We start from the raw sequence: 19,268 nt of genomic DNA on the forward strand, positions 1-19,268 counted from the left end.
ATTTTCCCTTCTTTTTATATTCTTTGTCCCCCATGAAAATTCATACATATTATTTTCCTTATATTCATTTCATTTTTCCTATATCTTCTAACTTCATTCTTGAAATGAACCTTGCGTTTGGATCAATTTCTGGGTACCATAACTCAAGTTCGTCAATAAAAGCTCTTTCTTTTAATTTAAAATCTCTCATTTTATTCCAAGCATGCAAATTCTCTTCTTCACTCCATTCTCTTCCATGTGTTCCTGCTAAACTTATATGAAATACAATTTCTTCAGGGCTAAAAGCTCTTACTCTAAATCCTCTTTCCTGCATAGCATTATGAATTAAATGATAAGCATTTTTTAATTCTTCTGTTTTCACAATATGAAGAGTAATACAATTATGTGGATGCGGTATATATCCAAATCCATTAGATGTAACTTCAAAGGGTGCGATTTTGTGTGTTATTTCATGAAGTGCAGTTTTTATTTTTTCTACTTCTTCTAAATCTCTATAATAAAATGCATCTATAGTTAAGTGTATCTCTGGTAATACATCCTTTCCTAAATTATATTCCTTCCAAAGAGATTGTTGTATTTTTCTACAGCAGTAGTACAGCGTTCCATTGGGCACAGTTACTAAAAATATCATATTTTCCATATACACCCTCCAAGTATGTCTTAATCTTTCTTATATTAATAATACTACAAAACAAACTCCTTAAACATTTTTGTTATCAGCTAATTTATTTTTTTCTCATCTGTTAACGCAAATTTAACATACTTATAACTTTCCAATAATATATCTTTCAGCTAAAAAAATTATAATAGAATTGGCCAAAATTTCTTTTCAGGAGGTATTTACATGCTTAAAAAATTTAAAGTAAAATCTAAACAAAAATCAATCTATCCTTCTATAAAGAATCTATTTAAAAAAATACCCATTCCTTCTTCTATTAAGCTTTTTTTTAAACACAGACAAACATCTTTACCTATTCACAAACAGATTTCTCATGCATTTGTTTATTTAATTACATTAATTCTATTTGTATCAATTATTACAAATTTTTCGTTGCATCTATCAAGCAACAACTTAAAGAAAGTAGAAACGATTATCAATGAGCAACTTATATTGTCTTCAAAAATTCAATTTTATAGTCTTCAAACAAATATCACTTTTCAAAGATATCTTGCAGGAAATAATTCCATCCATGATGTTAAAAAAAATCTTACAGTAATGGATGAAACAACGAAATCTTTTTTACAGTCTTTTCATGAACAAGATAACTATTCAGAGAAAAAAGATTTTTTGAAAGAAATTCAATCATTTCAAACTATTTATAAAAGACTTCAAGAACATATTGAGCATCTTCCCACTACTTTTTTAGATCGAACAAAGGCCACAAAGGATACACTTGTCCTTCTATCTCTTGATCGAGTAGAAAAAATGAATACATCATCTAATAAAATTAATACCTATACTGTCAACCATACAAAACCTATTATTAAAAAGATTCATAAGCAAAATAATATTTATTCCCTTTTGTCCATCATAATAGGGGTTCTATCTGTAGCTATATCCTTATATTTTGTATTTGCTATCACTTCTAAAGTAACAGCTTTTAGAGATCATATTCATCTATTAACAAAAAAATTATTGCATGAAACAAACGATATGATGGAAATATCGTCTACTGTAAAAGATGATGCCACAAGTTCAAATGAAAATCTTTTTTCTATATCAAGGAATGTTGCCTTTTTCCACTCAGGAGCAGATGAAATCGGGACAAATATAGATCAAGTAAGTGATGGGATCTCTCATGTAAGTCGTCTAAACCAAGAACTAACCCATTCTTCTACAAAAACCATTGATTTTGTTCATCAAACGCAAAATAGGATCTACTCCTTTAGCGGTGAATTAAAAGAAAATATAACAGCTATTTATCATATCGTTGAGAGCCTTCATGAAAACTTACTTCAAATTACAGAAGCTTCAGATGAAGTACGCATTCTATCGGATAAAGTCAATAATATCCAAAGCATATTAACAAGCATAACAAATATTTCAAAAAAAACAAATTTATTGGCTTTAAATGCATCCATTGAAGCTGCACATGCTGGTGAATATGGTCGAGGCTTTACAATTGTTGCAGAAGAAATAAGAAGTTTAGCCAATCAATCTTCTCAAAATGCACAAGAAATTGAATGTATTATAAAAGAATTGACACAATTTAGTACTGCTACTATAAAAATGCTCAATGAAAGTACAAAAGGTGCTGTGACTTCAATAGATAAAACAAAAAAAATCATAACCATATTCGATGAAGTAGACAACCTATTTTCAGCTGTAGTTCATGATATTGAAAACATTAAAAATTTGACAGCCCTCGTGTCTCAAAGTTCTTCTAAAACCACCCATGAATCAGAGCAAATGAAAGATTATTCTCAAAATATTACAGCAAAAACACAAACTTTTTTATCATCTATTCAAGAGTTTGGTAGTACCTTAACTACAATTATAAATGCAACACAAACCTCTTTAAATGGTATCCATCATCAATTTAAACTTTTAGGTGATCAGAAAAAAAATATTGAAAACATCTATCAAGCTGTTAAAAACTTGTAAAGTCTAAGAATCTTCTTAGACTTTTCATTGTTTTCTTCACATTTTTCTTAAAAGTATGTAATATAAATATTTCTATAAGAATATTTATTTAAAGTATGGGATCATCAAAAATAAATTCCCTAAGTAACTTATTTTTTAATTTTTCTTTATTTCATCTATAAAGAGGGGCTGTTTATGAAAAAAAACTCGTTTTTATATGGAACCTTTATACTTATTATTGTAAATTTTATTGTGCGTTTTTTGGGCTTTGCTTATAAAATTCTACTATCAAGAATGATTGGTGCCGAAGGAATTGGCCTCTTTCATTTGGTATTTCCAATTTTAATGATTTTGATCACCTTTACAACGGCTGGTATTCCTATTGCCGTATCAAAACTTGTAGCGCACAATTTATCTTTAAATAACCAAAGAGGGTGCAACAGAACTCTAGGTTACGCCTCCATTTTAGGATTATTGATCAGTTCCATTTTATCTATACTTCTTTTTTATCATGCAAAATATATAAGCATCCATGTTATAAAAAACAAAGATACGTATCTTAGCCTTATCGCCTTAACACCAGCAATTCCATTAATTACATTATCATCAATATTTAGAGGCTATTACTACGGAATCAAAGATGTAGGACCTCCTGGACTCTCTCAAGTTTTAGAACAGACTTTTAGAATTGCCTTTGTACTAGGATGTTTATATATGTTTGGAGCATCTAATACAAAACAATCTTCTATGATCGCAGTAATAGGCATTTCTGTAGGAGAATGCATCGGTCTATTATGTCTTCTTTTTAAATTTAAAATTCGCGAAGCATTTCATTTGAGAAGAACTTATCAACTTTTAAGAAATGCAAGAAATGGAATTTTATCTAAAATTATATACATCTCAATCCCTATTACCATTACAAGACTCGTTGCTGTAGTCATGCAGTCTATCAATGCCGTATTGATTCCTCAACGGTTACAAATAGCAGGTTTTACATCACAAGAATCCATATCAACCTTTGGAAGGCTTGCAGGAATGGCCATGCCCCTTCTTTTTTTGCCGTTTATTGTGACTTCTGCTTTGGTTGTAAATATCATTCCTACAGTATCACAAGAAATGGCATTAAAAAATTGGAAAGATATTCGTCTAAAATCAAATCTTGCAATTCGCATGACACTACTTGTAGCAATACCGACTACTTCCATTTTTATATTTTTTCCAAGACCCATATGTTCTTTTATATACGAACAACCAAGTGTTGGTGCATATCTTTCATTACTAGCTTTCTCAACTACTTTTTTATGCCTACACCATACAGTATCTGGCATATTGCATGGAATGGGTAAACAAGTCATTACAACCATTCATCATCTAATTGGAATGACAATCCAATTATTTTGTACTTACTATTTGGTTTCCAATCCTGACTTTGCTGAAAAAGGATATATTTTAGGATTTGTATTGTCCATATTTGTAATATGCATCCTAAATGTTAGCAGTCTTAATCATTATGTAAAATTAAATATAAATCTTAAGGATGCAGTAATCAAGCCTATTATTGCAACCATTATTATGACTTTGTTTATTTTAAATGTTTATAATTTATGTGTTCGTATAAACTTAAATACCTTTCTTTGTATTTTCTGTAGCATGAGTACTGGTTTTTTAAGCTATAGCCTCATCATCATACTTTCAGGCAGTATCAGTTTTAAAACATTAAAATATATTTTTACAAAAAAATAAAAAAGTCTTTTTTTACAAAGACTTTTTTCAGTATTGTCCAGAATGCCGTCTGCCCTCAAATTCACACCCGCCACTTAACTTACGTGGGTGATCTATCCTTTATTTTTGAATTCCACACAAAAGAGGCATTTCATACATAAAGGAACACGAACTCCCGGATGTCTTTTGTAGGTTGAATTTTCAGGCTTTAACGCACACCCCAGAAACTATTATGATTCTATTATACACCATTATTTCATAATTTAAAAGTCTAGAATGTTGCACTACATTCTGTTATAATTGTTTATTATCCCTTTTGTTTACAAAACAAGCCAATTGCTTAAATATAATGGTTGACCTCTTTTATTTTTCATTTTTCTATAGGGCTTCTTTTATGGATTTATTTATTAGTTTATCAATATCCTCTTCATTTAAGCTTTCTCTTATCAATAATTGCTTTGCTATGCACCCTAGAAGCTCTCTATTTTCAGCAAGAATAGTTTTTGTTTCTTTGTATAATTCTTCCATAATTCGTCTACATTCATTTACGATTTCATCATCTACGCTGCCTTGACTATGTCCATGAAGTATATCATAATTTAGCATACCTATTTTCTTATTCATACCAAATTGTTTGATCATAGACACAATAGTTTGTGTTGCTTTCTCAATGTCGTTACTTGCACCCGTTGTGATGTTTTCTTCTCCAAAAATAAGTTCTTCTGCAACACGTCCTGCTAATGCAATTTTAACACTATGGATCATATCCTTCTTTGTTCGATACATTTTGTCTGGTGGTATATTCATGCTAAAACCTCCAGCACCTTTTGTACTTGGAATAATTGTAACCTTACTTACCTTATTCAAAGGCGCTATTACTTTCGTAACAAGGGCATGTCCAGCCTCGTGATATGCAGTAATTTCTCTATCTTTTTGTGATATTGTGCTTCTATCTTTCTTCTCTTCTCCAGCGATTACTGTGTAATAAGCTTTGTCTATATGCTTTAAGTCGATAAATTCAGTATTATCTTTCGCTGCAAGTATGGCCGATTCATTTAATAAATTTTCAAGCTTCGCGCCACTAAAATATACTGTCTCATGTGCCAATTTTTTTAGATCTATATCTTTTGCTAAAGGTTTTGTTTTACTATACAGTTTTAGAATCTGCTGCCTTGCATTTACATCTGGTAATCCAATCTCTATTTGTCTATCGAATCTACCTGGACGAAGTAATGCATCATCAAGGGTATCTAATCTATTTGTTGCTGCCACTACGATGATGCCATCATTTTCATTAAATCCTGACATTTCTGTAAGTAATGCATTAAGTGTTCGGTCTGTCTCATCACTTCCATTGAATCCATCTCGCTTCTTTCCTAATGCATCAATTTCATCTATAAAAATAACACTTTTACCCTTTTCTCTTGCTTTTTTAAACAAACTTCTTATTCTTCCAGCTCCTAACCCTGCATAAATTTGAACAAAATCTGAACCTGATACAGCGAAAAAAGGAACATTTGCTTCTCCTGCCAAAGCTTTTGCAAGAAGTGTTTTGCCCGTTCCTGGAGGTCCGTATAGCATCACACCTCTAGGTATTCTTGCACCATATTTTGCATATTTTTCTGGATTTTTCAAAAAATCAACTAAGTCCATTATGCTTATCTTTGCTTCTTCATTGCCTGCTACATTTGCAAAATTAATTTTTATATCGCCTTGGTCAATTGCTTCCATATTTGACATTTTAGAAAACTCTCGCGATGTCTGTTTAGATGATTGTCTTGACAAAAATATACCCGTAGCTCCAAGTACTATGATAAAGCCAACAAAACTTATGATATTTGTAACCATTAAATTTCCTTTATTCTCATCCACCTGAACATTATTTACCAGTAGCATTTCTTTGAAATTTTCTGTTCTTGGATTGTCTGTTTCAAAGCTTGTACTATCCTTTAATATTCCTTGTATCTTAGGCGCATCTACAAGATAAACCGTTTTTATCTTACCTTTATTCATTTTACCTACAAATTCATTATATGATAAATGAGCGACTTCTTTTTTGTCATATAATGTGAAATACGCGACACTCGAAAATAAGCCTATTATTAATACAATCATAACAGTTATTATTATTTTTTTATTCAACCTCATAAAAATACCCCCTTTATCTGTTATGTACAAGTAGAGGTGGTTTACATAATACATTATATCATATTTTTCTCTTGAAATAAACCTATTTATGAAATCATTTTTATTACAATTTTTCATTATTTTTACAAAAATCATTTTCTAAATCGAAGAAATTCAGTTGTCTTACATCAGCCTTTGAAAGATTAGATACGCTAAGACCTATCAGCCTTATATCTCTATCCAAATCTATTTCATTTAAAATGTTTACTCCCACCATACATATTTCTTCAAAAGAATTTATATATTCATTGATCGTCTTACTTTTCGTGTGGCTTTCAAAATTTGAAAGTTTAATTTTTATGGTAATGGTTTTCCCATACAAATGCTTTCTTTTCAGTGATGTTGAAATATCTTTTGCAAATTTAAAAATCAATTCTTCTAGATAGGTTTTATCATGAGTATCTTCTTCAAGTGTTGTTTCTCTTCCGATCGATTTTGATACCCTAGTATTTTTGACAACTCTAGTATCATTTCCTCTAATCCTATCATATACCTCTATCCCATATTTTCCTAAAAAGTTTACAAGATACTCACTAGGCATCTTTAATAAATCTTCTACTATAAAGATGCCTATTTTATTTAACTTCTCACATGACGTATTTCCTAATCCATGTACCTTTTTTATAGGCAATGGTTTTAATATCTCTGGAATCATATCTTCTGTTATAACCTTAAGTCCATTAGGTTTATTCCAATCTGAACCAAGCTTTGCTAAAAATTTATTATACGATATGCCTATAGATACTGTAAGCCCTGTTTTTTTCTTAACTTGCTCTTTTATATAATAGGCTACATTCCTCGGATTTCGATTTAATTTCGTTATATCCAAATATGCCTCATCTATAGATATAGGTTCTACCAAATCTGTTATACTATAAAACAGTTTGAAAATTTCCTCAGATACCTCTTTATAGCGACTATGCCTTGTTGGTAAAAATATACCATAGGGACATTGTTTCTTCGCTTTAAATATTGGCATTGCAGAATGTATCCCATATCTTCTTGCTTCATATGAACATGTAGCAACCACCCCTCGATCGCTTGTTCCTCCTACAATAACTGGTTTTCCTTTCAATTTTGGATTGTCCCTCTGCTCAACAGAAGCAAAAAATGCATCTACATCTACATGTATAATCTTTCTATCCATAAAATACACCCCCATACATATCTCATTATACCAAACATACGTTCTCATGAGTAGGGTTTTTTTCATTATTCTTACTTCATCCTTTTCTAAATCTAATCTATATACTTTTGGAAAACCATTTAAATGAAAGGAACAACATAAAAAAGAGATTTTTGGGAAATCCCTTTTTCGAAAATTCAGTAGCTAATTTACACCATAAACATTTACTTTTTACCTATTATTTAGATTTATTCTTAAAATGTTATTCCTGGATTTTTTGTTATATCATCTGCTATTCCATCTATTTTTCCTCCATAAATCCCTACCGTTTGGAAGAAAGGTACAAACTGTTGTCCATTCCATTTAAGAGAGGTTTGCACATATCCTAACCCATCTGCATTATATCTTCCAGCAATGCGCTGCTCGGCATATAATTCATAAGTACCATCCCTTTGAAAATCAATAGGATATAGTCCTCCTAATGGATTTACCCATCCCTCAATAGGCTCTTTTAATTTACCATTTTCATCATAAATTTCGGATAAGTAATCCTCTCCCTTGTAGGTAATATCTAATATATACTTCGTATTCGTATTTTTACTAATGACCTCTACTTTATAATTATCTTTGTAATTTACTTCATATACGTATGCTGCATTAAATTTTTCAAAATCAAAAATCATATTCGGCTGGTTATTTAGAAATGAATAAATATAATAAAAGGTATATCCACCGCTTCCTCCTGAGAATATGTTGATTAAAATATCATCTACCTTATCTCCTGAAAAATCCCCTAGAAATAAAGCGGGTCCATAACCTGCATTTTCTTTTAGTGGAATAATCATCTCTTGCTGGGTTTTTCCATCTATAATCTTTAATCTTATATGGTCTCTAAAGGGACTTTCTTCTCCGTAAGGTTTATCTCCTATTAAATACACATAGTCAATAATCCCATCCCCATTGACATCCCCTTGTTTAAAATCTAATACATGACCATTCTTATTATTCAACCCCATAGTTCTTGGAACATACATAGGATAATAATACATATTCTATCTCCTTTCGATCGTCAAAGTTACTGATATAATATGCTAAGCCTATGCATTTGTTCACTTTTATATTTTCTTGTATCATTCCTTGTCACGTTTTATTCATCAAGATTCTATTTCTTCTATTGCTTCTGATAAATTACTTTCTTTTGCTGTCATTGCAATAATACTTCTATCATAATAATCAAAGCCTAAATTTTTTGCCAATTTCTGTGCAATTTGTCTTCCACCACTTCCTCTTCTTCTGTTACACTTGCATTTTCTATCAGGAAGTTCTCAACAAATCCTAATTTTTTCTTTAAGAACCTTGCTATCATCCCTACAAGTAGCGCTGCAATAACAGTTCCCTCACCTACACCTGCAAGTTTGCGAAATATAACGAGTCCAATAACACCAGCAATAATTGTCATAGACGAATCAAATACAACCTTCGTCTTACCAAAATCTTTATGGAAACTCACAGACACTGCTTTCACAAATGATTCCCCTGGTAGCATTACAACGTCTGCTACCATCTCCATATAAACACCTCCTCCTAATATTATGCATCCCACAATCAGAGAGATAAACTTCAGCAAATAAGTATCCGGATCCATAAAAGATAACAGCTCCATAGTTACATCAATAAACCACGAAAATGCAATAGACACTGGTATCTGTAAAAAATACTGTTTAGGAAAATTCTTACGAAGTAACATCATTTGGATAATAATCAGCAAAATACTCATGTAAAGAGTAAACATACCAAGTGTCGGCTTAAAACCAAGACTTAATGTATATGGAATACTTGAAATTGGTGATGTACCAAGACTTGCTTTCGTTATGAAACTTACGCCAAACGAGTTTACAAATAATCCTATGATAAATAAAATGTATCGTTTTAATACTTCTTTCTTGCTCATTGTAATCCCTCCGTATCGGTCATATTACAGCATATTTTATAAAACACGTTCATAAACTGCTCTCTTTCTTCCTTGCCGATCCCTTTAAATACTTCTTCTTCTATCTCAAGGAATATCTCTGCTACCTTTTTTTCCTTTTCTCTTCCATTCTCTGTTAAGTAAACATAATTGGAACGCCGGTTTCCGTCCATCATACGTCGTTCCACCAAACCCTTTCCTTCCATACGTGCCAAAATTCCTGTAAGTGTAGCAGGATCTATCTGACATCCATATGCAATATCCTTTTGCATACTTCCATCATGCCTTACGAGATAATCTAATACTTTCGGCTGTCCAGGTGTTAATCCTATCTCCATTAGACCGCTTAATGCTTTTTTCTGGAACAATGCCTGATTAATCATAATCAGGTAATGAAAACTCTGATCCATACATCCTCCTTCTGCTAGTTTCCTAATTATTAGCTTCCTAATTATTTGTAACCGCATTAAATTATAGAGTTATTTAATTGATATGTCAATCTAATTCCTAAAAAATAAAAGAGTACCACTCGGCACCCTTTCAATTCAAACCACCTATTCAATACCACCATCATCTGGTTCTGCTATTTCCGTATAAATAAATTGATCAATCACAATCTCCCTCACATCAGGGTTGTTCTTTTTTAATACACCATAAGTAAAATCATACAATTCATGGGAAATATCCTTATACTTTTCATGTATATTTAAAATTACATGAATAACGGGTTCACAGATATTCTCAAAAAAATCTTTTTTCATTTCTTCATTTGGCAACTCCACTTCTAAATATCCTCTCCACAAGGGTTGTTCCATCATCATCTTTTTATTGTTTTGTGCTGATATATAGTGGATTGATGCCTCACATATGCCTTCTTCTTCCTTTGGATGACTAAAAATCCAAGACTCCGAAGTATCCGTTATAAAATGAGCGTTTATATTTACGGGTATCTCTTTTATAACCGTAAGATTTTGTTTTGAAATATTTAAAAAATTCAACATTTTTTCCTCCTTAGCGTTCATGAAAGTTTCTTACATTTTTAATAATAATATTTACAGTTCCCCCACCATTTCTTATGATTTCAAACTTCATTTTGTCTTCAATATCTTCGTATTCCCCTTTTATTTCTATGCCTGTATCTGTTTTTATGACCCTCTTCTTCATTTTCTTCTCAACCCAGGCTTTATCAATATCAAAAGATTCTAATTGTAATCCTTCTTGGTCTAATTGTTGAATAAAATGTTGCTGCATCTCCGCATCATTGCCAAAAACATTTTGGCTAAACTTTTCCACATCAATTTCTGCACAATTTTTTAAAGATGCTAGGGCTTCCTCTCTTACCTCCTGTGCTTTTTCAATATCTTCTTTCAAATTTTTTCTTGTCCACTTTTCTGTCGCTCTTTTAAAAAGTTTTGTCTTATCTCTATTATCTACTAAAATATTACAATTTAAAAAGTCGTGTATAAAGAATTGCGCAATGTCTCCATCTTCATCATTGCCATATACTTGTTTATCTAAAACAATCATATCATATTCATCTTCTTCATCTATTTCTTTTATGAAAGCACATTTTTGTAACCGCTGACTAAGCCCTGGAAGACTAATCGTTTGGGGAATAATAGAAATTTTTAATTTGTCATCAATAAATTCTACATTATGTATAAAAGATTTTTTGTAATCTAATTTTAATACCCCTATACAGTTTTCATCACCCACTGCATATAAACATACTACCAGGTCCGCAGAGGAAATGTTATTGTTGCGCTTCATGGCTTTAAAAAGCTGCTCAGCAATCACTTTTGAACCTTCAACAAATTTTTCTTCATCTTCAAATACTTCTTGGCACGCATTCTTTACGACACCTATTCCACCTCTAAATTTAGCTTTCCTATTTTCTTCATCTTGTAAAGATTTAATAATATGCTTTTCTAAAAACTCATGGATGTCTTCTTGTATTTCCTGTTCATAATCTGTAAGTATGGGTTCATCCCCATTTCGATCTAATACATGAACAATCGCCTTTTTAACCATCACCGATTCTATATTCCTCATACTTTCCCTCTCTCACTATATTTTATAGACATAAAATATTTAAATTTCATTATTCTTCTTATCCCTAAATTATACTATAGTTCCCCTATGCTTAAAAGTAATTCCCCTAAAAAAAATCGTATACGATTTCTTTTCCATAATGTTTTGCTTTCATTTTCGTAACCCCAACAATTTTTCTTTATAGTTTCTATTGTATACACTTCATAGTTGTTACAAAATTCCTGTATTTGCGTTATAATAATTATAATAAGAATTTGAGGTCTTTATTAGAGTAATTCTTGAATTAAGGAATAATCAAAAATAAATCGCCTAATACTATTATTTTATACTCACTTTAAGGAGGCTTTCATGGAAAATTTGATTGTTATAGAATTATACAATAAGATTTATAATACATTTTTAAATCCAAACTGGCTAGAAAAATTATCTTTGAATGAAACATTTATTAAAAAGCATATTGAAGGTTTATCTTTTCTAAATGGTATAGAAGATATCCTTACAAGAAACGATTATAGTTGCCATGCTACACTTCATTTATGTGAAAACATTCTCAATACATTGGCAAAAGAAAATGTGCCAAAAGATTGGCTTTATTATCTCTATCAGTTTACCCTGCAAAAATCTTTTCCACATGCTGTAGAGATTTCTTTAGATCCTAACCTTGACAGTGCTTGTTATTTATATTTGGATCTTCTAAGGATTCTATCCGAATTTCAAAAATCTTCTAAGGACAATACTTGGCAAAGTCAGTATCCTTTAGCCTTTTTATCACAAGAAGAAATAAAAGATCTTGAAAATCCTATTGAATATAAACAGTTTTTAACTGCCTTTTACAGTGATTATGTTTATGAAATGATGAAACTTAATCATGAAGTTGCAGGATATAATACGATTGATCATATCTGTGGTGTCCACTATCTTTCTCTTTTTATTGCAAGGCAACTAAAAAATTGTGGCCTTCCCATAGATTTAGGAAGGGTATCTGGCGCAACAGCTGGACATGATATTGGAAAATATGGCTGTACCAATGAAGAACAACATCGCGTTCCTTATCTTCATTACTATTATACAGATTTATGGTTTAGCAATCATAAAATCGTTTACATTCGCCATATTGCATTAAACCATTCTGTATGGGATTTAGAATTAGAAAATTTATCATTAGAATCTCTCATACTTATTTATTCAGATTTTCGTGTTAAAAATTTCATGGACAATTCTGGCCATATAAAAATGCATATATATAATCTATCAGATTCCTTTGCTGTAATTTTAGAAAAACTAGATAATGTAGATCAAACGAAAAAAAATAGATATGCCCGTGTATATGAAAAATTAAAAGATTTCGAAAATTATATGCTCCATTTAGGTGTATATGTAGATGTATCCATTCCATTAAATGCTCATTTTGTAGAAAAAAAAGCCCATAAACCCCATTATGCCCTCATTCAAGGAAAAGAGATCGTGAACCATATCAAACATCTTTCCTTTCATCATAATGTGCATCTTATGTATCTACTGCGTGACGAATATGCCCTTGAAAACATATTGCAATTAGCACGTAGTGAAAAAGACTGGACCAATTTCCGAGAATATTTGCGTATTTTCGAGGAATATTCTACCTATATGACTCAAAAACAAAAGCGCATTACAATCAATTTCTTGTATGAAAATTTAATTCATCCAGAAGATGATATCCGAAAACATTGTGCAGCACTTATGGGTGCTTTGATTGCTTTGTTTGATGAGGTTTACAGAAAAGAACTTCCTAAAAATGCAATATTATCTCCCACAAGTATCACAAGTAGAGACTTATTCGAAAAATATTTAAAGCTTTTCATCTTTTCAGACCCTAAAATCATTCCTAAGCATCGTAAATGGATTGGTTATAGCCTAAGTACAATGATTACATCTCTATTTAATCATTGTACACTTACAGAAAATAATCAATTGAAAAATCAAGCACACGAATATATCACTCTACTTTTAAAGTATTATGATCAAAATATTTACGGAAAAAATGATATTGCTTTTTATCTTCTTGAAACATTAAAACATATTCCTATTTCTATCTGTGACGCCCGCATTGACATTTTGTTTAACTTTTTATTTGAAATGTTAAAAGAAAAAAAACATGATTTAAGGATTGCCGCACTAGAAGCTACTTACATATTGCTCCCGCATATGGGTGCCCATAAGAAATTCATTAAAAAAATTACTTCCAGCCTTACAAGTGAAAATACACCTTGTAAATCTGCATCAGAAAATTTTCTAAAGCTTAAGATCATAAAAGAATTAAATCTAGATCCTTCTATTGTTACAAAATACACAGATTTCTTTAAAATCGATAAAAACATTGTATCTTCCATGTTTTTAAGCAATTTAAAAGTAGCTACAAAACCTGTTATAAAGAAAGTGCAAATAGAAATTTTGCTTAATCATGCACGTAATAATCCAGAAATTAGTGGACTTCAAACAGCACTACATTTTTGCAATTTATTAAAAGTCAGTGCTTCGGATAGAACAAGAACACGTGCTGGCGAAGGAGTTTTGGAAATTATTTCATTTTTATCTTTTGAACAGAGAAATGAAGTAGCCGTTGAATTACTCAGTGCCCTCGAATTAGATGGTTACCAATTTACAGAATATATACCGCCTTTTCTTGGTCAATTGATTCTAACGCTTCAGCCCATAGAATTAGATGAAATCATTGACGACTTTATTGAAAAATTAAATCAATCTAATGCTATTCTTAGTGGTTTAATTCTCAAAACCATAGGTGTGGCTATCGCAAATTATTCAAAATACTTAACCATCTTCCATGAGGGTGAAAATAAATATGATGTACGCCTCATCAAAATGCTTGGTGTTTTGTTAAAAGGTTTAGTCCATGCACATGTTCGCGTAAAACAAGTAGCCTTTACAGTCATCGGTAAGGGCATATTCGGAGAGACGAATCTACAGATTGAAGAAAAAAACAAGATTTTTAAATTGATTGCTAAAAAAATGCTCACATTATTAACAGACCATCAAGATGAAACTTTGTTATTTTTAGGAAATGCCGCTGCACTTCATCATCTATATAGATTTATTGCTAATAATCTATTTTTACAAGGAGATCCTGGCTCTATTCCTAAAAAAGTAGCCTTTTTTCCAGGTACCTTTGACCCATTTTCATTGATTCATAAACAAATTGCAAAATCTGTAAGAGATCGCGGTTTTGAGGTTTATCTTGCCATTGATGAATTTTCATGGTCAAAGCACACCCTTCCTCATCTCCTTAGAAAAGATATTGCAAATATGTCCATTGCTGATTCGTTGAATATTTATTTATATCCTGAAGATTTTCCAATAAACATTGGGAATCAAAGGGATTTAGATACACTTAAGAACATGTTTCCTCATTCACAGGTTCATATGGTTATGGGGAGTGACGTTATTTTAAATGCCACAAGCTATCAAGCAGAAAAAAACAAAGGGTCTATACATACCTTTCCCCATATTATTTTTGAAAAAAGTGATCTTTTACCTGTTATGAAAAATAATAGTGCACTCTCTTCTGCTATTAGACAAATTGATGGTCAGGTTACTATTTTATCACTTCCTTCACCCTATGATGAAATTAGTGCTACACAAATTCGAAACTATATTGACGAAAACAGAGATCTTTCTAGCTTGATTGATCCATTAGCACAAAAATATATTTATGGAAATGGATTTTATAAAAGAGAATCACAACATAAGACCCTAATGGAAGGCATATCACTAAAAATTGAAACAATCAAAAACTTTGATATAAACATGATTCGTGATCTATGTACAAGCTTTTATCACGACTCTTCAGAAGCACAAAAAAAAATCGTTGGATTTTTCCATAAGCCTTCTGCAAGATTATTAATTGTACGAGATATGACACAAAATGGAAAAATCATAGGCTTTTCAGCCCATCACTGGGTTAGATTGAACACCTTATTTTATGATTTAAAAGAAAGTACTGTTTCAGAATATATTCGTGATCATTCTATTGGTAGGATTGCTATGATTGATGGTATTTTTGTGCATCCCTCATCAAATCATACGAACCTAGAACAAATACTCCTTACTGAAACCTTAGCATTTGCTTTGTCTAAAGATTATGAGTATGCAGTTTTTCATAATATGATTGGGGAATATAGTTCTTCCTCTTTAGCAGAAACACTAACAGTTCAAGGTTTTGAGCAATTGCCTTTTGGCGATCAAAAAAATCCTATATTCACCGTAAAAATGAATGCCCCTTGTACACTAAATCTAGATATGAAAGGAATTATTAAAGAACCTTTTAGAAGTAATCCAAAGATAGTAAAAGCAATCCTCGCTTCTAGGAAAAAACTTCAAAAGGCACTCACAAACTTATATCCAGGTAATTTGATTTTATCCTTTGACAGAAATGTCCTTTATGAGACATTGGTTCAAAAAATTTGTGCAGTAAATAGTGTGCCTACAACCCCATTAACGCCAAGAAAACTAGGTTCTGCCATGTGTGTTCCTTTTGGTAAGATATTAAAGCAATCCATTATCCCCAATACAGTTACTAAATCACTGCATACAGAAAAATTGTTTCTACCACATATGAAAGGTTTTATGATTGGTGCATTTCCTCACTATACAGATCTTGAATTTCAAATAAAAATGCTTCGTTCCTTTAATATGCCGATCATACTCGTCGATGATATTTTACATAAAGGCTATAGAAATAATGTCCTTAGCCCTCTTTTAAATAAAGAAAATATCAAAGTAGAAAAAACCATTGTGGGGATACTATCTGCTAGAGGAAAGGAACTTATGCATCGACAAAATAGAAAAGTTGATTGTGCCTATTATATACCTAAGCTTAAAGCTTGGTTTAATGAAAATATGCTCTATCCATTTTTCGGAGGAGATACGATATGGAGAGGTACTACCCCTCAAAGAAACTTAGTACCATCCATAAATGTAATACTGCCCTTTACATCTCCTACATTTATTAAGGATGCTTCTAAAGCTTCCCAATATAATTTTTCAAAAGTTTGCATTCAAAATGCACTTGATATATTAAAAGTGATTGAAACTGAATACCATTATATCCACAAAAGAAACTTAACCCTAGCATCCTTAGGGGAAGTATTTATATCCCCAAGATGTCCAGATCATGGGAAAAATATGCATTATGATTTAAACTATAGTCCATCTTATTATTTAGAAAATGATTTAGATTTACTAAACCGTTTAGAAACAACCCTATTAGATTAGCCATATACACTTATTCCTATCAAAGGAGGAAAAAAATGTACTATTACACCTTAAACAATAAAATACTGATTTCAACACTAAAATATGCTCATTTAAAAGAAGTGTCGGAAGACTATGCAAAAACATCCCAGGATACGGTCTATCTATTACATAGATTAGATCTTGAAAATTCTAGAAGAAATTTTTGTGTAAGTGATCCATCTCTTGCCTTTTTAGAAGAAGAGAACATCGATCTTCTAAAAAAACAAGAAAAACATACCATGATGCCAAATTGGCTAATTATCAAAATGAATGAACGAAAAGTTACATCGATTAATACATCCTATCCCAACTGGCAAGATGTGTTAGATTTGAATATGCCTAATAAATGGAAAATTCACGTAGTAGGTATGGGTGATGTAGGTGGAACCCTTATAACAGGGCTTCGGTTATTAGGTGCCAATCATATTTCAGAAATCGGTATTTATGATAGAAACGAAAATCATCTAAAACGTTGGGAACACGAAGTCAATCAAGTATTACCACCTTGTTGTGAGGAAAGTATTCCAAATGTATCTATCCTTCATGAAGAAGATATTTTTGATTGTGATATGTTTGTTTTCTGCATCTCTGTAGGTGTTCCACCTGTAGGTGATGAGAAGAAAGATGTTCGCATTGTACAATTTGAAGGAAATGCAAAAATATTAAAAGCTTACGCAAAAATGGCACGGAATAAAAATTTCAGAGGCATATTTTCAGTTGTATCAGATCCTGTAGATTTACTATGTAAGTCTGCCTTTTTAGAAAGTAATAAAGACGATCATGGTCATTTAGATTTTAAAGGATTAGGTGCAGAGCAAATCAGAGGCTATGGTCTAGGCGTTATGCATGCACGTGCCGCTTATTATGCTAAGCGAAATCCGCAAACTCATCATTATTTAACACATGGAAGGGCTTTTGGTCCTCATGGGGAAGGGTTGATTATTGCTGATAACATTCACAACTATAATGAAAATCTCTCTTTTGAACTAACAGAAAAGGCAAAAAAAGCAAATTTACAAGTTCGTGCTGCTGGTTTTAAACCTTTTATTGCTCCTGCCCTATCTTCAGGTAGCTATTCCATACTTGCTACAATAAAGGGGCAATGGCATTATAGTGCTACTTATATGGGCGGTGTATTTATGGGTGCAAAAAACAGATTACATCCTACGGGAATAGAAATTGAAAGATTAGATTTACCAAAGCCATTATTTACTAAATTAGAAAATACTTTTGAACGCTTAAGAAATATCCTATGAGCTTAAATATTATTATTCCCGGGAAAATATCTAAGTCTCTATCACAGATGGTTAAAGCTGCAACAAATCATGTACCTACGGTCATCATTAAACACCCTAATTCACTTCCTGATTTAACAAATAAAAAAATACTTTTTGCTGTGCAACTAGATCCATTGGGCTTTAATCCCTCATTTTTCCAAATCCTTTCAGCATTATATGCAAAAGGTCATGATGCCCTTTCTGGTTCTTCTGCAGGCATTATCGTTCATAGTCCTAATGATCTTTATACAAAAAGTATATCTAAAAATATTATTTTTTTAGCCAATCAATTAGGCTGTCGCTTTATAGGTCATCCGATGGTTGAAGCAACAAAAAATTTCAATAATTTTCGTGCCTGGCAAAAAATTTATGATTTATCATTAGAAGAAATTTGTTATGACCGTTGCAAAAATCTTGTAGATCGACTAATGAAAGATGATCCTATGTTGATTACTAACCCAAAGATCCTTGCACTACATTCTAGTTCCTATAAAACATCGAATACACTTATGCTTTGGGAAATGATCAAAAAACATCTGAATCATTGCCATATAAAAGAACTACATGTTGAAAATGGAACCGTTAAAGATTGTATTGGCTGTTCTTTTAAAACATGTGTCCATTATAGTAAGCAAAGCAGCTGTTTTTATGGCGGTTTTATGGTGGAAGAAATTTTGCCAGCTATTGAAGCATCAGATGCTATTTTTTGGCTATGTCCAAATTATAATGATGCTGTATCTGCGAATCTTATGGCTGTAATTAATCGATTAACCTCTTTGTATAGAAAAACACCTTTTTATGATAAAACACTCTTTTCAGTAATTGTATCAGGTAGTTCAGGTAGTGACTCTGTTGCAAAACAGCTCATTGATGCCTTAAACATGAATAAAGGATTCAGACTGCCTCCTTATTTTGCACAAATGGCCACAGCAAATGATCCTAAGACCGTAAAATACATATCACACATTGAAGAACACGCAAAAAGCTTTGCAAAAAATATAATAATGGAAATCAAAGCATAGTTGTATTTTATTAATAAAGGATTCAGATGAGTAATTCTAA

General features: G+C 31.6%; 14 protein-coding genes and 1 other RNA gene. 5 read left to right on the forward strand and 10 right to left on the reverse strand.

Annotated elements, in window-relative coordinates; genetic code table 11:
• Positions 1-64: 64 nt before the first annotated feature.
• Positions 65-640, reverse strand: coding sequence for a 2'-5' RNA ligase family protein (locus tag EV214_RS02100; RefSeq protein WP_132242220.1), 576 nt, complete (start codon positions 638-640; stop codon positions 65-67).
• A gap of 204 nt (positions 641-844) precedes the next feature.
• Here EV214_RS02100 and EV214_RS02105 point away from each other — a divergent pair, with 204 nt between their 5' ends.
• Together EV214_RS02105 and spoVB are read left to right on the forward strand one after the other, a co-directional pair.
• On the forward strand, positions 845-2,605 hold the full coding sequence (locus tag EV214_RS02105; protein ID WP_132242222.1) for a methyl-accepting chemotaxis protein: 1,761 nt from the start codon (positions 845-847) through the stop codon (positions 2,603-2,605).
• 174 nt (positions 2,606-2,779) lie between these two features.
• Positions 2,780-4,327 (forward strand): stage V sporulation protein B, encoded by a 1,548-nt coding sequence (gene spoVB / locus EV214_RS02110; RefSeq protein ID WP_132242224.1) that lies wholly within the window; start codon positions 2,780-2,782, stop codon positions 4,325-4,327.
• A gap of 30 nt (positions 4,328-4,357) precedes the next feature.
• Here spoVB and ssrS read toward each other — a convergent pair.
• The 9 genes from ssrS to EV214_RS02150 all read right to left on the reverse strand — a co-directional run bounded on the left by ssrS (position 4,358) and on the right by EV214_RS02150 (position 11,640).
• Positions 4,358-4,536: non-coding RNA, 6S RNA (ssrS, locus tag EV214_RS02115), on the reverse strand.
• A gap of 148 nt (positions 4,537-4,684) precedes the next feature.
• On the reverse strand, positions 4,685-6,454 hold the full coding sequence (locus EV214_RS02120) for an ATP-dependent metallopeptidase FtsH/Yme1/Tma family protein (protein WP_132242226.1): 1,770 nt from the start codon (positions 6,452-6,454) through the stop codon (positions 4,685-4,687).
• 103 nt (positions 6,455-6,557) lie between these two features.
• The gene (locus EV214_RS02125; RefSeq protein ID WP_132242228.1) at positions 6,558-7,640 is read right to left on the reverse strand and encodes a DNA polymerase IV; all 1,083 of its coding nucleotides are present in this window, start codon (positions 7,638-7,640) and stop codon (positions 6,558-6,560) included.
• Between the two features lie 233 nt (positions 7,641-7,873).
• Complete coding sequence (locus tag EV214_RS02130; RefSeq protein WP_132242230.1) at positions 7,874-8,668, reverse strand: VCBS repeat-containing protein; 795 nt, start codon at positions 8,666-8,668, stop codon at positions 7,874-7,876.
• A gap of 105 nt (positions 8,669-8,773) precedes the next feature.
• Positions 8,774-8,875 carry a cytidylate kinase-like family protein gene (locus EV214_RS19030; RefSeq protein WP_243116527.1) on the reverse strand — a complete coding sequence of 34 codons (102 nt, stop codon included), beginning with the start codon at positions 8,873-8,875 and terminating at the stop codon, positions 8,774-8,776.
• Positions 8,860-9,570 (reverse strand): YczE/YyaS/YitT family protein, encoded by a 711-nt coding sequence (locus EV214_RS02135; RefSeq protein ID WP_243116528.1) that lies wholly within the window; start codon positions 9,568-9,570, stop codon positions 8,860-8,862. The genes EV214_RS19030 and EV214_RS02135 overlap by 16 nt, the downstream gene beginning before the upstream one ends.
• Positions 9,567-9,998, reverse strand: a complete 432-nt coding sequence (locus tag EV214_RS02140; protein ID WP_132242232.1) for a MarR family winged helix-turn-helix transcriptional regulator — start codon at positions 9,996-9,998, stop codon at positions 9,567-9,569. The genes EV214_RS02135 and EV214_RS02140 overlap by 4 nt, the downstream gene beginning before the upstream one ends.
• A gap of 144 nt (positions 9,999-10,142) precedes the next feature.
• Entirely contained in the window at positions 10,143-10,586 is a 444-nt protein-coding gene (locus EV214_RS02145; protein WP_132242234.1) for a hypothetical protein, read from the reverse strand.
• A 13-nt stretch (positions 10,587-10,599) separates the two neighbouring features.
• Complete coding sequence (locus EV214_RS02150) at positions 10,600-11,640, reverse strand: nucleoid-associated protein (RefSeq protein WP_132242236.1); 1,041 nt, start codon at positions 11,638-11,640, stop codon at positions 10,600-10,602.
• Between the two features lie 348 nt (positions 11,641-11,988).
• Between EV214_RS02150 and EV214_RS02155 the strand changes: the two genes are divergently transcribed.
• From EV214_RS02155 to EV214_RS02165, 3 genes are read left to right on the forward strand one after another with little or no spacing between them, the layout of a single operon-like run.
• Positions 11,989-16,908: a nucleotidyl transferase family protein gene (locus EV214_RS02155; protein WP_132242238.1), complete on the forward strand. Its 4,920-nt coding sequence runs from the start codon at positions 11,989-11,991 to the stop codon at positions 16,906-16,908.
• A 35-nt stretch (positions 16,909-16,943) separates the two neighbouring features.
• Positions 16,944-18,185, forward strand: a complete 1,242-nt coding sequence (locus tag EV214_RS02160; RefSeq protein WP_132242240.1) for a lactate/malate family dehydrogenase — start codon at positions 16,944-16,946, stop codon at positions 18,183-18,185.
• Positions 18,182-19,228, forward strand: a complete 1,047-nt coding sequence (locus EV214_RS02165) for a flavodoxin family protein (protein WP_132242242.1) — start codon at positions 18,182-18,184, stop codon at positions 19,226-19,228. The genes EV214_RS02160 and EV214_RS02165 overlap by 4 nt, the downstream gene beginning before the upstream one ends.
• The last annotated feature ends 40 nt before the right edge of the window (positions 19,229-19,268 follow it).

This window comes from Marinisporobacter balticus (assembly GCF_004345705.1).
In the GTDB taxonomy this organism is placed as follows: Bacteria; Bacillota; Clostridia; order Peptostreptococcales; family Thermotaleaceae; genus Marinisporobacter; species Marinisporobacter balticus.

Bases quoted from the DNA above. Each gene is read 5' to 3' on its own strand.
- EV214_RS02100 (WP_132242220.1), bottom strand. From the start codon at position 640: ATGGAAAATATGATATTTTTAGTAACTGTGCCCAATGGAACGCTGTAC.
- EV214_RS02105 (WP_132242222.1), top strand. From the start codon at position 845: ATGCTTAAAAAATTTAAAGTAAAATCTAAACAAAAATCAATCTATCCT.
- spoVB (WP_132242224.1), top strand. From the start codon at position 2,780: ATGAAAAAAAACTCGTTTTTATATGGAACCTTTATACTTATTATTGTA.
- EV214_RS02120 (WP_132242226.1), bottom strand. From the start codon at position 6,454: ATGAGGTTGAATAAAAAAATAATAATAACTGTTATGATTGTATTAATA.
- EV214_RS02125 (WP_132242228.1), bottom strand. From the start codon at position 7,640: ATGGATAGAAAGATTATACATGTAGATGTAGATGCATTTTTTGCTTCT.
- EV214_RS02130 (WP_132242230.1), bottom strand. From the start codon at position 8,668: ATGTATTATTATCCTATGTATGTTCCAAGAACTATGGGGTTGAATAAT.
- EV214_RS02135 (WP_243116528.1), bottom strand. From the start codon at position 9,570: ATGAGCAAGAAAGAAGTATTAAAACGATACATTTTATTTATCATAGGA.
- EV214_RS02140 (WP_132242232.1), bottom strand. From the start codon at position 9,998: ATGGATCAGAGTTTTCATTACCTGATTATGATTAATCAGGCATTGTTC.
- EV214_RS02150 (WP_132242236.1), bottom strand. From the start codon at position 11,640: ATGAGGAATATAGAATCGGTGATGGTTAAAAAGGCGATTGTTCATGTA.
- EV214_RS02155 (WP_132242238.1), top strand. From the start codon at position 11,989: ATGGAAAATTTGATTGTTATAGAATTATACAATAAGATTTATAATACA.
- EV214_RS02160 (WP_132242240.1), top strand. From the start codon at position 16,944: ATGTACTATTACACCTTAAACAATAAAATACTGATTTCAACACTAAAA.
- EV214_RS02165 (WP_132242242.1), top strand. From the start codon at position 18,182: ATGAGCTTAAATATTATTATTCCCGGGAAAATATCTAAGTCTCTATCA.